10 protein-coding genes are annotated in these 14316 nt (G+C 68.6%); 3 read left to right on the top strand and 7 right to left on the bottom strand.

The window, feature by feature from the left end; all coding sequences use genetic code 11:
- Window positions 1-96 precede the first annotated feature (96 nt).
- On the top strand, window positions 97-882 hold the full coding sequence (locus AC3WLC_RS24560) for a HesA/MoeB/ThiF family protein (protein WP_493686524.1): 786 nt from the start codon (window positions 97-99) through the stop codon (window positions 880-882).
- A 1-nt stretch (window position 883) separates the two neighbouring features.
- On the opposite strand, the gene gshB is transcribed toward AC3WLC_RS24560, so the two are convergent.
- From gshB to rsmI, 3 genes are all read right to left on the bottom strand, one after another.
- Window positions 884-1831 carry a glutathione synthase gene (gene gshB, locus AC3WLC_RS24555; RefSeq protein ID WP_493686523.1) on the bottom strand — a complete coding sequence of 316 codons (948 nt, stop codon included), beginning with the start codon at window positions 1829-1831 and terminating at the stop codon, window positions 884-886.
- Window positions 1832-1901: 70 nt separating this feature from the next.
- Complete coding sequence (locus AC3WLC_RS24550) at window positions 1902-2282, bottom strand: YraN family protein (protein WP_493686522.1); 381 nt, start codon at window positions 2280-2282, stop codon at window positions 1902-1904.
- Entirely contained in the window at window positions 2279-3190 is a 912-nt protein-coding gene (gene rsmI / locus AC3WLC_RS24545) for a 16S rRNA (cytidine(1402)-2'-O)-methyltransferase (protein ID WP_493686652.1), read from the bottom strand. Before rsmI ends, AC3WLC_RS24550 begins: the two co-directional genes overlap by 4 nt.
- 190 nt (window positions 3191-3380) lie before the next feature.
- On the opposite strand from rsmI, the gene AC3WLC_RS24540 reads away from it, so the two are divergent.
- Window positions 3381-4592: a penicillin-binding protein activator gene (locus AC3WLC_RS24540; protein ID WP_493686521.1), complete on the top strand. Its 1212-nt coding sequence runs from the start codon at window positions 3381-3383 to the stop codon at window positions 4590-4592.
- Between the two features lie 134 nt (window positions 4593-4726).
- Here the strand turns inward: AC3WLC_RS24540 and AC3WLC_RS24535 are convergent, their stop codons facing one another.
- Complete coding sequence (locus tag AC3WLC_RS24535) at window positions 4727-7015, bottom strand: NADP-dependent malic enzyme (RefSeq protein ID WP_493686520.1); 2289 nt, start codon at window positions 7013-7015, stop codon at window positions 4727-4729.
- A gap of 132 nt (window positions 7016-7147) precedes the next feature.
- Entirely contained in the window at window positions 7148-8983 is a 1836-nt protein-coding gene (locus tag AC3WLC_RS24530) for a methyl-accepting chemotaxis protein (RefSeq protein ID WP_493686519.1), read from the bottom strand.
- 102 nt (window positions 8984-9085) lie between these two features.
- On the opposite strand from AC3WLC_RS24530, the gene mutS reads away from it, so the two are divergent.
- On the top strand, window positions 9086-11812 hold the full coding sequence (gene mutS / locus AC3WLC_RS24525; RefSeq protein ID WP_493686518.1) for a DNA mismatch repair protein MutS: 2727 nt from the start codon (window positions 9086-9088) through the stop codon (window positions 11810-11812).
- A 94-nt stretch (window positions 11813-11906) separates the two neighbouring features.
- Here mutS and AC3WLC_RS24520 read toward each other — a convergent pair whose 3' ends face one another.
- Window positions 11907-13136 (bottom strand): TIGR03862 family flavoprotein, encoded by a 1230-nt coding sequence (locus tag AC3WLC_RS24520; protein ID WP_493686517.1) that lies wholly within the window; start codon window positions 13134-13136, stop codon window positions 11907-11909.
- Entirely contained in the window at window positions 13133-14176 is a 1044-nt protein-coding gene (locus tag AC3WLC_RS24515) for a GMP reductase (protein WP_493686516.1), read from the bottom strand. Before AC3WLC_RS24515 ends, AC3WLC_RS24520 begins: the two co-directional genes overlap by 4 nt.
- Window positions 14177-14316 lie beyond the last annotated feature (140 nt).

Genomic DNA, 14316 nt, shown 5'->3' with positions numbered 1-14316 from the left:
GGTGATCGCAGGCTGGCGGCTCGTGCAGACACCCGCTTCCTGTCACGGCAGGGCACCCGATTGCTGGCGCGAGCGGATCGGCCTAGCTTGCCGGCCATGACGCTGAACGATGCCGAGATCGAGCGCTATGCCCGCCATCTGGTGCTGCCGGAGATCGGCGGCCCCGGCCAGGCCAAGCTCAAGCGCGCCCGGGTGCTGGTGATCGGTGCCGGCGGGCTGGGGGCGCCGCTGATCCCCTATCTCGCGGCGGCCGGCGTCGGCACGATCGGCATCGTCGACGACGACCATGTCTCGCTCTCGAACCTGCAGCGGCAGATCATCTTCGGCTCGGAGGATATCGGGGCGCGCAAGGTGGTCGCCGCCGCCAATTTCGTCACGCGACTCAACCCGCGGGTCGAGATCGAGGAGTATGTCACCCGGATCGACCCGCACAACGCGCGTGCCTTAGTGGCCTTCTACGATGTCGTCGCCGACGGTTCGGACAATTTTGCGACGCGCTATGCCGTCTCCGATGCCTGCTTCCATGAGAAGAAGCCGCTGGTGACGGCGGCGCTCGGCCGCTTCGACGGCTCGCTGACCACGATCCGCGCGCATGAGACGAGTCCGGACGGGCAGCCCAACCCGACCTATCGCTGCCTGTTCCCGAACGAACCGCCGCCCGGCACGGTCGCGCCCTGCGCCGAGGCCGGCGTGCTCGGTGCGCTCGCCGGCATGATGGGCTCGCTGATGGCGCTGGAAGTGATCCGCGCGATCACCGGCTTTGGCGAGCCGCTGGTCGGCAAGCTCCTGCTGGTCGACGCGATGGCGATGCGCTTCGAGACGATGAAATATGGCTGGGACCCGGACAATCCGCTGAACGGGACGTCCGGCGTCGCCGCCTGAATTACTTTGCGCCGCGCTTCGCTTCGATCACATCGAAGAGCTGGGCCGCGAGATCGGGGCCACCGAGCTTCTTGATGGCGCGCACGCCGGTCGGGGCGGTGACGTTGATCTCGGTCAGCTTACCGCCGATCACGTCGATGCCGACCAGCAAGAGGCCGCGCTCCCTGAGCGCCGGGCCGATGCGTTCGCAGATTTCGAGTTCGCGCTTCGACAGGTCGGTCGGCCTGGCCGCGCCGCCGCGCACCATGTTGGCGCGCAGGTCGCCCACGGCCGGCACGCGATTGACTGCGCCTGCCGCCTTGCCGTCGATCAGGATGATGCGCTTGTCGCCCTCGGTGACCTCCTTGAGGAAGGCCTGAATCACCCAAGGCTCGCGGAAGAGGTTGGCGAACAGATCGTAGAGCGAGCCGAAATTCGGATCGCCCTTGCCGGTCTTGAACACGGTCGCGCCGCCATGGCCGTAGAGCGGCTTCATCACGATCTCGCCGAACTCCTCGCGGAAGGCCTCGATCTCGGCGCGGTCGCGCGTGATCAGCGTCGGCGGCATCAGCTCGGGGAAATGCGTGACGAACAGCTTTTCGGGCGCATTGCGGACCTCGGTCGGGTCGTTGACCACCAGCGTCTTCGGATGGATGCGCTCGAGCATATGGGTCGAGGAGACATAGGCCATGTCGAAGGGCGGGTCCTGGCGCAGCAGCACCACGTCGAGCGTCGAGAGGTCGGTCCGCTCGGACTGGCCGAGCGTGAAATGGTCGCCCTCGACGTCGCGCACCTCGACCGGGCTGATCACGGCGGTGACCTTGCCGTCGCGCAAGGTCAGCTTGTCGGGCGTGTAGGTGAAGAGCCTGTGGCCGCGCGCCTGCGCTTCCAGCATCAGGGCGAAGCCGGTGTCGCCGGCGATGCGGACCTTTTCGATCGGGTCCATCTGGATGGCGACGTTCAGCGGCATGGCGGAAGCTCCGGTTGCGGCCGTTATATCGGCTGCGGTACCGCGGCAGCGCAAGAGGGCTCGCCTTGCGTCAGAGCACGAGCTCGAACACGCGCGGGACATGGCGGGGGAGCCGCCAAGGCGCGAGGAAGACGGCGTCGGCCCGCAAATTGCGCTGCATCGCCCAGGGATTGCGTGCCAGCCATTGCCTGATGCGCGCTTCCATCAGCCGGCGCTTGTCCGGTGTGATCGCGCTCGCGGCATCGTCGAGCGCCGCGCGCGCCTTGACCTCGACGAAGACGATGTTGTTCCCGCGCGCCATGATCAGATCGATCTCGCCGCCCTTGCCGCCGAACCGGCGCTGCAGCAGGCGATAGCCCTTGAGGCTGAGAAAGGCGACTGCGAGCCATTCGCCGCGGCGGCCGGACAGGCCGGAATGGCGGGCGCGGCGGCTGCGCAGCGCCTCGCTCATGGCGTGCGCGTCAGTTCGAGGGCGCGGGCATAGACGACGCGGCGCGGCTGGCCGCTGGCGGCCGCGACCTGCGCCACCGCTTCCTTCAGCGAGACCTTGGCGAGCGCGGTGCGCAAGGCTTCGTCGAGCGTGTCGCCCTGCGCGGCTGCCGCGGAAGCGTCGGGCGGGCCGATCACCACGACGATCTCGCCACGCGCCTCCTCGGCCTCGGCGTAGTGGGTCGCGAGCTCGGGCAGCGGGCCGCGGCGGACGTTCTCGTAATATTTGGTCAGCTCGCGTGCGACCGCGCTGGAGCGCGCGCCGAGCACCGCAGCGGCGTCGGCCAGCATCTCGGCGAGCCGGCGCGGCGATTCGAAGAAGACGAGCGTGCCGGGAATGGCGGCAAGCTCGGTGAGGCGGGCTTTCCGGGCCGCAGTTTTCGGCGGCAAAAAGCCCTCGAAGAAGAAACGGTCGGTCGGGAGCCCCGCCAGCACCAAAGCCGCCAGCACGGCGGAAGGGCCGGGAATGCCGGTGACCGGCAAACCTTCCGCCACGACCTCGGCGACGAGCTTGTAGCCGGGGTCAGAGACGAGGGGCGTGCCGGCATCCGAGATCAGCGCGAGCTTGCCGCCTTGGCGCAGCCTCTCCAGGATCTTCGGGCGCATCTGCGCGGCATTGTGCTCGTGATAGGGCAGAAGCGGCGTCGCGATGCCGTAATGAGCCAGCAGCGTCTTCGAGGTTCTTGTGTCCTCGGCCAGCACGGCGTCGGCGGCGGCGAGCGTCGACAGCGCCCGGAAAGAGATGTCCTTGAGATTGCCGATCGGCGTCGCGACGATGTGCAGCCCGGGCGCGAGCGGCTCGGCCTCGGCCCGGAGCCCGAAGGCCGCATAGCTCGGGGCGCGACCAACGGGAGGCGGGGCGGAAGACATGCCGGACATGGCGGCGAAACTGCCACACCGATCGATAAGATGCCACCATTCCCCGGCGTTCTGCCCAGCAACCTAGAGTTAACAACTTGAAAATAGCCTTGCTCACTGGCAGGACTTGTTCACGGTTCGGAACGAGATTCAGCCGATGCGGGCGCGTCTCGTGCCTCGCCGAGGAGTGGAGACGAAAGCCGTGTCGCGTCAGAGCAAGCTCCTCACTCCGCCGAGCCGCCGGCTGATCCTGCTGTCCGGTGTCGGCGCCGCGCTCGCCGCCTGCAGCGGCGGCACCGGTGGCTTCCCCGGTTTCGATGGCCCCTCCGCGCCCCAGGCCGGCGGCAACGCGCCGCCCAGCGGCCCGACCATCGGCACCGGCTCGGTCAAGGTCGGCCTGATCCTGCCGCTGACCGCCGAGGGTTCCGGCGCGACCGTCGGCAACTCGCTCAAGAACGCCGCCGAGATGGCGCTCGCCGAATTCCCCGGCGCCGACCTGACGCTGCTGGTCAAGGATGATCGCGGCACGCCGGACGGCGCTCAGGCAGCGGCGCAGGAGGCTCTGCGCGAAGGTGCCGAATTGATCATCGGCCCCTTGTTTGCGCCTTCCGTCCAGGCCGTCGGCCAGGTTGCCCGCGGAGCCGGCAAGCCGGTCATCGCCTTTTCCAGCGACAGCAACGTCGCCGCGCGCGGCGTCTACCTGCTCTCCTTCCCGCCTGAGAACGACGTCAACCGCGTCATCACCTACGCCTCAGCACAGGGGCGCAAGTCCTTCGCGGCGCTGGTGCCCGAGACCGCCTATGGCAAGGTCGTCGAGGGCGCCTTCCAGCAGGCCGTGGCCAATCGCGGCGCCCGCGTCGTGGTGATCGAGCGCTTCGGCTCCGACCAGAACAGCATGCGCGCCGCCGCCACGCGGCTGGCGCCGGCGCTGCAGCAGGCGGACGCGCTGTTCGTGCCGGCCGATGCGGCGACGATGGCGAGCCTCGGCCTTCTCCTGCAGCAGGCCGGCTACGACCCGGCCAAGGTCAAGCCGCTCGGCACCGGCGTCTGGAACGACGCCAATGTCGCGCGCGTCCCGGCGATCCAGGGCGGCTGGTTCGCCTCGCCCGACACCGCCGGCTTCAACGCCTTCGCCGGCCGCTATCAGAAGCGCTTCAACAGCGCCCCGACCCGCACGGCGACCTTGTCCTATGACGCAGTCTCGTTGGCGGCGGCGCTCGCCCGCACACAAGGCAGCCAGCGCTTCTCGGAGAGCGTCCTGACCAACGCCTCCGGCTTCGCCGGTGCCGATGGCGTCTTCCGCTTCCGCCCGGATGGCTTGAACGAGCGTGGCCTTGCCGTGCTCGAGCTGCGCAACGGCCAGATCGTCACCGTCAACGCCGCCCCGCGCGATCTCGGCCCGCGCACGAACTGACGCGGCGACAGGGCGTCATTCTCGGGCGGTGCGCAGCGCCGACCCGAGAATCTCCTGCAGGATGAGGCGCCCCTTCAAGGGCGCCTTTTTGTCATGAGATGCTCGGGTCTTCGCCCGAGCATGACGGCAGCTCCTCACCCGCCGATGTTGAACGCCGCCAGCGCCGCCATGTTGACGATGTCGGAATCCTTGGCGCCGAGCGGCACGATCTGCACCGGCTTGTCGAGGCCGACCAGCAGCGGACCGATCACGGTGGCGCCGCCAAGTTCCTGCAGCATCTTGGTCGAGATCGAGGCCGAGTGGAACGCCGGCATCACCAGCACGTTGGCCGGCCCGGTCAGGCGGCAGAACGGGTATTGCGCCATCAGGTCGCGGTTGAGCGCGACATCGGCAGCCATCTCGCCGTCATACTCGAAATCGACGCGCTGGCCGTCGAGGATCGTCACCGCTTCGCGCACCTTCTCGGAGCGTTCCCCTGCCGGATGGCCGAAGGTCGAGAAGGCGAGCATCGCGACCTTGGGCTCGTAGCCGAGGCGGCGTGCGACGCCGGCCGCCTCGATCGCGATCTCGGAGAGCTCCTGCGCCGTCGGCATCTCGGTGATCGCAGTGTCGGCGACCAGAACGGTGCGTCCGCGCGTGATCGCGATCGAGACGCCGATCAGGCGGTGGCCCGGCCGGTCGTCGATGACGCGGCGGATCTCTTCCAGCGCGATCGAGTAGTTGCGGGTAACGCCGGTGACCATCGCATCGGCGTCGCCAAGCGCGACCATCGCCGCGGCGAAATGATTGCGATCCTGGTTGATCAGGCGCTGGCAGTCGCGGAAGAGATAGCCCTGCCGCTGCAGCCGCTCGTAGAGATACTGTGCATAGGCCGAATTGCGGTGCGAGAGCCTGGCGTTCTGGATCTCGATGCCCTTGGCGGCGAGATCGACGCCAAGATGTTCGGCGGTTTCGTTGATACGCTCCTCTCGCCCGACCAGGATCGCCTTGCCGAGCTCCTGATTGACGAAGGAGGCGGCGGCGCGGATGACCTGCTCCTCCTCGCCCTCGGCGAAGACGACGCGCTTGGGATAGCGCCGGACGCGCTCGAAGATGCGGTTGAGCGCGCCGGTGACCGGATCGCGCCTCGCCGAGAGCTGCGCCTTGTAGGCGCCGGTGTCGACGATCGGCTTGCCGGCGACGCCGGTATCCATCGCTGCCTTGGCGACCGCCATCGGCACGACATGGATCAGCCGTGGGTCGAACGGCACCGGGATGATGTAGTCCTTGCCATAGCGCGGGCGCGCGCCCTGATAGGCGGCCGCGACCTCGTCCGGCACGTCCTCACGGGCGAGCTGCGCCAGGGATTCGGCTGCGGCGATCTTCATCTCCATGTTGATCGTGGTGGCACGGACATCGAGCGCGCCGCGGAAGATGAACGGGAAGCCGAGGACGTTGTTGACCTGGTTCGGATAATCCGAACGCCCGGTCGCCATGATCGCGTCCTCGCGAATGGCATGCACCTCCTCCGGCGTGATCTCCGGATCGGGATTGGCCATGGCGAAGATGATCGGGTTTTCCGCCATCGAGGCGACCATCTCCGGCGTCACCGCGCCCTTCTGCGACAGACCGAAGAAGGCGTCGGCCCCTTCCATCGCCTGCGCCAGCGTGCGCCGGTCGGTGACCGCCGCATGGGCCGACTTCCACTGGTTCATGCCCTCGGTGCGGCCCTGGTAGATCACGCCCTTGGTGTCGCAGAGGATGACGTTGTCGGGCTTGAAGCCCATCGCCTTGAGCAATTCGATGCAGGCGATCGCGGCGGCGCCGGCGCCATTGATGACGAGCCTGGTCGACTTGACGTCGCGGCCGGTCAGGTCGAGCGCGTTGATCAGGCCTGCGGCGGCGATGATCGCAGTGCCGTGCTGGTCGTCATGGAAGACCGGGATGTCCATCAATTCGCGCAGGCGCTGCTCGATGATGAAGCACTCCGGCGCCTTGATGTCCTCGAGATTGATGCCGCCGAAGGAGGGGCCAAGATAGCGCACGGCCTCGATGAACTTGTCGGCGTCCTCGGTGTCGACCTCGAGATCGATCGAATCGACGTCGGCGAAGCGCTTGAACAGGATCGACTTGCCTTCCATGACCGGCTTGGAGGCGAGCGCGCCGAGATTGCCGAGACCGAGAATGGCAGTGCCGTTCGAGATCACCGCGACCAGATTGGCGCGGGCGGTGTAGTCATAGGCGCGGCTGTGGTCTTCGGCGATGGCGAGGACCGGCACCGCGACACCCGGCGAATAGGCCAGCGACAGGTCGCGCTGGGTCGCCATCGGTACCGTTGGAATGATCTCGAGCTTGCCCGGCCTCCCCTGCGAGTGGAAGAGCAGCGCCTCCTGGTCGGTGAAGGTCGGACGGGTGCGCTTGGTCGGCGGGGAGCGGTCGTTCATGCGCTTGTTCTTTTTCACAGGCGTTTCCTCAGGGGGAAACGACCATAGGGCAGCCCCGCTTTGCTCGACAAGCGCGATTGCGCGACAGCAGTTTTACCGCGACGGCAGGGATCGCCGCGGGATCCGGAGAGCTCAGAGGCCGGCGCGCATGCGCGCGACGCTGTCGCCGACATAGCGGTCGAGCTCGACCGCCTGCTCGGAGACCAGGCGCGCCGCCGCGACGACGCGCGCGGCGGCCTCGCCGGTGGCGCGGGCCTCGCCCCCGGCGCTGGCGACGTTCTGCGTGACGGTGGCGGCCGAGCCGGCGACGGCCTGGGCGTCGAGGGCGATGCCCGAGGCGATCCCGCCCTGGCGGGTGACGACCTGCGCGATCGCGTCCGAGGTCGTCTCGATCGTGCCCATCGTGCCTTCGATCTGCCCGACGGCACCGGCGACGGCGGCGGCGGCGCTGCGGATCTCCTGCAGCGTTGCGGCGATGTCCTGCGTCGCCTGCTGGGTCTGCTCGGCGAGGTTCTTGACCTCGCCGGCGACGACAGAGAAGCCGCGCCCGGCGGCGCCGGCGCGCGCCGCCTCGATCGTCGCGTTGAGGGCGAGCAGGTTGGTGCGTACCGCGATGTCCTCGATGAAGGCGAGCACGGCGCCGACCTTGTCGGCGGCGACCGCGAGCCCGTCGACATCGGTCCTGGTCGAGCGGACATGGCTTGCCGCCTGCCGGGCGGTCTGCGCGGCGAGATCGGTCTGGCGCGTCAGCTCGCGGATCGAGGCGTCGATCCGCTCGGCCGCATGGGCGACGCTGCCGACGCGCTGCGAGGCGAGCTCGGCCTGCTCCGTCGCTTCCCCGGCGCGGGCGGTGGTGCGGTCGGCATTGGCGGCCATGCCTTGCGCCGCCTCCAGCATGCTGCGGGCGGAGTCGCCGACCCGGTGCAGCGCCTTGCCCACGGTCACTTCGAGATTGACGGCGAGCTCCTCCAGCGCAGCCTTGCGTAGCGTCTCGATTTCCTGCCGGCCGCTCGCCAGCGTCTTCTCCGTGGTCACGTCGAGCAGGATGCCGTCCCAGATCGTGGTGCCGTCGGGCAGGCGCCGCCGCGTCGCCTCGCTGCGCAGCCAGACGACGGAACCATTGGCCCCGCTGTAGCGCAATTCGGTGCGCCGGTGCCCGAACTCGTTGGTCTGTTCCTCCTCGCCCGTCGACGAGCAGCGCTGCCGGTCCTCCGGCAGGATTTTCGACAACAGGACCTCCGGATCGCGCTCGATCGCCTCGCGACCGATGCCGAGCAATTCATCCAGGCGGTAGCTGACGAAGCGGTAGCGGCGTTCGCCGTCCGACCGGTCGATCCGCTGATAGAGCGTGCCGGGGACATGATCGAGCAGCGTCTTGTAGCGATAGGCCGTCTCGCGCCGCTCGCGGTCGTTGCTGAGGACGAGCCCGACCAGGATGGTCCCGATCGTGCTGACCACGATCATGATCGGCACCGCCTCGCGCAGGAAACGCTCCGCCGCGGCCCAGTGCGGCATGAAGATGGTCGAGGCGAGCAGGCAGCCCGCGCTGACCAGGCTGAGCCAGGCGAGGTCGCCGAGCGTCAGCGCGCGCTTCTGCCGGCCGATCCAGGCGGCATAGATCACGCCCGCGACCGCGTGCAGGACGATCCCGGCGATCCCGGTCGGCATGCCGACGCCGCCGAGATTGTAGCGCGCTGCGACGAGGGGGACGGCAGCCAGTACGGCCGCGATCGGCCCGCCGATCGGCCCGGCCAGGATCGCGAAAGTGTTGCGGGAATCGACGACGAGCCCGGGCTGGATCACGAAGGGATTAGCCATGCTGCACAGCGCCCCGGCCGCGAAGAGCACGCCCACGGCGAGTTGGCGGAGCAGCGGGCGCCGGTCGATCCAGCTGGCGCTTGCCGTCAGGATCAGGGCCGCCAGCAGGAGAAAGGACAGGCTTTCGATCAGATTGATGAACAGCGACATGACGGGCCCTTGGCCGGAACGGCCTGCGGACCCTGCTTAAATATGTTGAAAGCAGTCCTAACGGATGGTCTTGCCGGCGCGATTTGCTAGCGTGCGCGCCCCATGCGCCACACCACGCCAGACGACATCGCGGAAGCCAAGCCCGCCCCTGCGGCCGATGCCGGCCGCGTCACGCCGATGATGGCGCAGTACGTCGAGATCAAGGCCAATAATCCGGACTGCCTGCTGTTCTACCGGATGGGCGATTTCTACGAATTGTTCTTCCAGGACGCCGAGATCGCCTCGCGCACCCTCGGCATCGTGCTGACCAAGCGCGGCAAGCATCTGGGCGAGGACATCGCCATGTGCGGCGTGCCGGTCGAACGCGCCGACGACTATCTGCAAAAGCTGATCGCCGCCGGCCACCGCGTCGCCGTCTGCGAGCAGACCGAAGACCCCGCCGAGGCCAAGAAGCGCGGCGCCAAATCGGTGGTGAAGCGCGACGTCGTCCGTCTCGTCACGCCGGGCACCATCACCGAGGAGCGCCTGCTCGATCCCGGCCGGGCGAGCCTGCTCGTCGCCGTCGCCCGGCGCCGGCTCTCGGACGAGGTTTATGCCTACGGCATCGCCGCGCTCGACATCTCGACTGGCCGCTTCGCCGTGCTGGAGACCGACCAGCGCGGCCTTGCCGTCGAGCTCGCCCGCCTGGAGCCGCGCGAGATCGTCTGTCCCGACGCCATCCATGACGACCCCGAGCTCAGGGAATTCTGGCGCGATGTCGCCGCGCCGGTGACGCCGCTGGCGCGCGAAGGGCTCGACCCGGCCTCCGGTGAGCGCCGGCTGAAGGAGTTCTTCGGCGTCGCCACGCTCGATGCCTTCGGCGCCTTCAGCCGCGCCGAGATCGCCGCTGCTGCGGCCGCGCTCGCCTATGTCGAGCGGACCCAGCTCGGCGCCCGCCCTCCGTTGTCGCCGCCCGTCCGCGAGGGCATGAGCGCGACCATGCTGATCGACGCGGCGACCCGCGCCAATCTCGAACTCACCCGTACCCTCGCCGGTGAGCGCACCGGCAGCCTGCTCGCCACCATCGACCGCACGGAAACGCCGGGCGGCAGCCGCCTGCTCGCCGAGCGCCTGGCCGGGCCGCTCACCGATCCCGAGGCGATCGGCAGGCGGCATGATGCGGTCGCGCTGTTGGTTGATGTGCCGTCGCTGCGCGAGGCTTTGCGGCGTGACCTCGCCCGCGTGCCCGATATCGCCCGCGCTTTGGCGCGGCTCTCGCTCGACCGCGGCGGCCCGCGCGATCTCGCTGCGCTCGGCGCCGGTTTGGACGCGGCGCGCGGCGTCGCGGCCGCATTGCTGCGCCAGGGCGATCTGCCGGATGAGTTGCGCGAGGCGGCGCTGGCGCTCGGCCGCACCGATCCGGATCTTGCGACCCGCCTCTCCAACACGCTCGCCGACGAGCTGCCGCTGCTGAAGCGCGACGGTCGTTTCGTGCGCGAGGGCTTCGATCCCGCGCTCGACGAGCTCCGCCTGCTCCAGGTCGATTCGCGCAAGGTGATCGCGCAATTGCAGGCGCGCTACGCCGCCGAGACCGATTGCCGGACCCTGCGCATCAAGCACAATTCCATGCTCGGCTACTTTGTCGAGGTACCGCAGGCCGTTGGCGAGACCTTCCTCAGGGAGCCCTGGCGCGCCGTCTTCGTGCATCGCCAGACCATGTCGGATGCGATGCGCTTCTCCTCGGTCGAGCTCGGCGAGCTCGAGGCCAAGATCGCCTCCGCCGCCGACCGGGCGCTGAGGCTGGAGCTCTCGATCTTCGCGGCGCTGACCGAGGCGGTCCTCGCCGCGGCCGAGCCGATCAAGGCGGCGGCGCAGGCGCTCGCCGTGATCGACGTCGCTGCCGCCCTGGCCGAGCTTGCGATCGATGGCGGCTGGACGAGGCCGCTGGTCGATGACGGCGCTGCCTTCACCATCAGGGCCGGTCGCCATCCGGTGGTCGAGGCGGCGCTGAAACGCCAGGGCCAGCCCTTCGTCGCCAATGACAGCGAACTTTCTGCTGCCGGCAAGAGCCGCGACGGCCGCATCTGCCTGATCACCGGCCCGAACATGGCGGGTAAGTCGACCTTCCTGCGCCAGAACGCGCTGATCGCGGTGCTTGCCCAGATGGGTTCCTTCGTGCCGGCGCAGAATGCGCATATCGGTGTGGTCGACCGGCTGTTCTCGCGCGTCGGCGCCGCCGACGACCTCGCCCGCGGCCGTTCGACCTTCATGGTCGAGATGGTCGAGACCGCGGCGATCCTCAACCAGGCCGGGCCGCGCGCGCTCGTCATCCTCGATGAGATCGGCCGGGGCACCGCGACCTTCGACGGGCTCTCGATCGCCTGGGCGGCGATCGAGCATCTGCACGAGGCCAATCGCTGCCGGGCTTTGTTCGCAACGCACTATCACGAGCTGACCGCGCTCGCCGAGCGGCTCGACCGCGTCGCCAACGCCACCGTGCGCGTCACCGAATGGAACGGCGAAGTCGTCTTCCTGCACGAGGTCGTGCCCGGCGCGGCCGACCGCTCCTACGGCATCCAGGTCGCCAAGCTCGCGGGCCTGCCGCCGGCGGTGGTCGAGAGAGCCCGCGCCATCCTCTCCGAATTGGAGAAGAGCGAACGCGAGAAGCCAGTCGCGGCGCTGGTCGACGATCTCCCGCTCTTTGCGGTGCAGATGCGCAGGCCCGCGCCGGCTGCAGCGCAGGTCACAGGCCCCGACGAATTGCGCGAGGCGCTCGCCGGGCTCGACCCCGACGAGATGACCCCGCGCGAGGCGCTGGAGGCGCTCTACAGGCTCAAGCGGCTGAACTGACCAGCCGTCATTCTCGGACAGAGCGAAGCGGAGATCCGAGAATCTCAGGACGAGAAGGCGCTAGCTGAGCCCCATTTTGCTTGAGATGCTCGGGTCAAGCCCGAGCATGACGTGTGGCGAGGAAGCGCCCGATCCCTTCCGCCGCCGCCACCCCCGTGGCGAAGCAGGCCTGCAGGAGATAGCCACCGGTCGGCGCCTCCCAGTCGATCATTTCGCCGGCTATGAATGTGTCGGGCAGGCACTTCAGCATGAAGTCCCGATCGATCTCGCCCGTGCCGACGCCGCCGGCGGTCGAGATCGCGCGGGCGAGCGAGGCCATGCCGGTGAGACGCAATGGCGCCGCCTTGATCAGGCGCACGAGCGCTTCAGGTTCAGTAGGCAGCGGTCCCGTCTCCGCCTCGCGCAACACAGCCGCCGCCACCGGCGAAAGCCCGGCCGCCTTGCGCAGATGGTTGCTCAGCGTCTCGCCTGGCCGACGCTTGGCCAGCCGGGTTGCAAGGTCAGGCTCGGTCAGGTCAGGGCGCAGATCGATCGTTAGGATTGCCTCACCATCGCGCGCGATCGCCTCGCGCAACGGGCCCGACAAAGCGTAGACCGCCCCGCCTTCGATACCGCCAGCATCGATCATCGCCTCGCCGAGGACGCGCTGCCCGGCAAAGCCCAGAGCAATCCGCTTCAATGGTAAGCCGGCAAATTTATCTCGCATCAACGCCGACCAGGCGACGGTGAAGCCCGCATTGGCCGGACGTAAGGGGGCGATCGCGATTCCCTTCTGCTCCAGCAACGCGACCCAGGAGCCATCGGCGCCGAGCCGCGGCCAACTCGCCCCGCCAAGCGCCAGCAGGGTTGCGCGTGGCCTCACGATCTCTTCGCCACCGCCTCGGACGGAGAACTGCAGCGCGCCGCTTTCGTCCCAACCCGTCCAGAGCCGCCCCGCATGCAGCTGCACGCCGAGCCCGTCGAGCCGTGCCAGCCAGGCGCGCAGCAGTGGCGAGGCCTTCATCGCCTTGGGGAAGACGCGCCCGCTCGAACCGGTGAAGCTTTCCGCGCCGAGCCCGTCGGCCCAGTCGCGTAGCGCCTGCGGCGGGAAGGCGCGGATCGCCGGCTCCAGCCAGGCCCGCGCTTCGCCATAGCGGCCGAGAAGTGCGTCGAGCGGTTCCGAATGCGTCAGGTTGAGCCCGCCGCGGCCGGCGAGCAGGAACTTGCGCGCCGGCGAGACCATCCGCTCGTAGATCGCGACCTGATAGCCGGCCTGCGCCATCCGCTCGGCGGCGATCAGCCCGGCCGGGCCGGCGCCGATTATGGCGACGTCCGGTGCGTTCAATTGCCGAACACGGTGTTGAGCTGGCTGCCGACCATGATGAAGGTGGTGCGCTTCGGCATCTCCTTGAGCCGGACCGCGCCGATATAGGTCATCGCCGAGCGCACCCCGCCCATGATCTCCTGCATCGTGCCCTCGACCGGGCCGCGATAGGGCACCTCGACGGTCTTGCCCTCGGAGGCCCGGTATTTGGCGACGCCGCCGGAATACTTCTTCATCGCCGTGTCCGAGGACATGCCGTAGAACACCATCGCGACCGGCACCTTCTCGCCGTCATGGGTCTCGTAGCGGATCTCGCCCTCGCATTCGTCATGGCCGGCGAGCATGCCGCCCATCATCACGAAATCGGAGCCGCCGCCATAGGCCTTGGCAACGTCGCCGGGCACGGTCAGCCCGCCATCGCCGCAGACCAGGCCCTTCAGGCCGTGGGCGGCATCGGCGCACTCGATGATCGCCGAGAGCTGCGGATAGCCGACGCCGGTCATCTTGCGGGTGGTGCAGACCGAGCCGGGGCCGATGCCGACCTTGACGATGTCGGCGCCGGCCAGGATCAGCGCCTCCGTCATGTCGCCGGTGACGACGTTGCCGGCCATGATCGCTGCGTTCGGGAAGGCCTCGCGCGTCGCCTTGACGGTGTCGACGAACTTCTCGGTGTAGCCATTGGCGACGTCGAGGCAGATCTTGTCGATCGGCGCCTTGGCGTGAACGGCCTTGAGCTTGTCATGGTCGGAATCGGTCGTGCCCAGGGAATAAAAGGCGTTGGCCGAGCCTTCTTCCTTGAAGAAGGCGATCAGCTCGTCGGCGTCGTAATGCTTGTGCAGGGCAACCATGGCGCCGTGCTTCAGGAGGGCGCGCGCCATCGCCATGGTGCCGACCACGTCCATATTGGCGGCGATCAGCGGAAAACCGGTCCATTCGCGGCCGGTATGCGCAAAGCGGAAGCTCCGGTTGACGTCGACCTCGGCGCGGCTGCCGAGCGTCGAGCGCTTCGGACGGATCAGCACGTCGCGGAAGTCGAGTTTCGGATCGTTCTCGATGCGCATGATCAAAGCTCCGGCGGCTGGCGCAGGTCAAAACAGGCGCACGCGGCGTCAGGGAGCGTGCCGGGATTCATAGCCGCTAGAACCCGTTGGGGCAATGCGGAGGGAGCCGGCTGCATGCCGCAGGCCAGAAACTTTAGCAG

The sequence above is a fragment of the Allobosea sp. GW821-FHT03A12 genome, from assembly GCF_058986765.1.
Note: the sequence above shows the minus strand (reverse complement) of the source record. Positions and strands in the feature narration are given on the sequence as shown.

What these genes read in the sequence shown, in the direction of transcription:
- AC3WLC_RS24535 (WP_493686520.1), bottom strand. Translation starts at nt 7,015, where the DNA reads ATGAACGACCGCTCCCCGCCGACCAAGCGCACCCGTCCGACCTTCACC.
- AC3WLC_RS24515 (WP_493686516.1), bottom strand. Translation starts at nt 14,176, where the DNA reads ATGCGCATCGAGAACGATCCGAAACTCGACTTCCGCGACGTGCTGATC.
- AC3WLC_RS24550 (WP_493686522.1), bottom strand. Translation starts at nt 2,282, where the DNA reads ATGAGCGAGGCGCTGCGCAGCCGCCGCGCCCGCCATTCCGGCCTGTCC.
- rsmI (WP_493686652.1), bottom strand. Translation starts at nt 3,190, where the DNA reads ATGTCTTCCGCCCCGCCTCCCGTTGGTCGCGCCCCGAGCTATGCGGCC.
- AC3WLC_RS24560 (WP_493686524.1), top strand. Translation starts at nt 97, where the DNA reads ATGACGCTGAACGATGCCGAGATCGAGCGCTATGCCCGCCATCTGGTG.
- mutS (WP_493686518.1), top strand. Translation starts at nt 9,086, where the DNA reads ATGCGCCACACCACGCCAGACGACATCGCGGAAGCCAAGCCCGCCCCT.
- gshB (WP_493686523.1), bottom strand. Translation starts at nt 1,831, where the DNA reads ATGCCGCTGAACGTCGCCATCCAGATGGACCCGATCGAAAAGGTCCGC.
- AC3WLC_RS24530 (WP_493686519.1), bottom strand. Translation starts at nt 8,983, where the DNA reads ATGTCGCTGTTCATCAATCTGATCGAAAGCCTGTCCTTTCTCCTGCTG.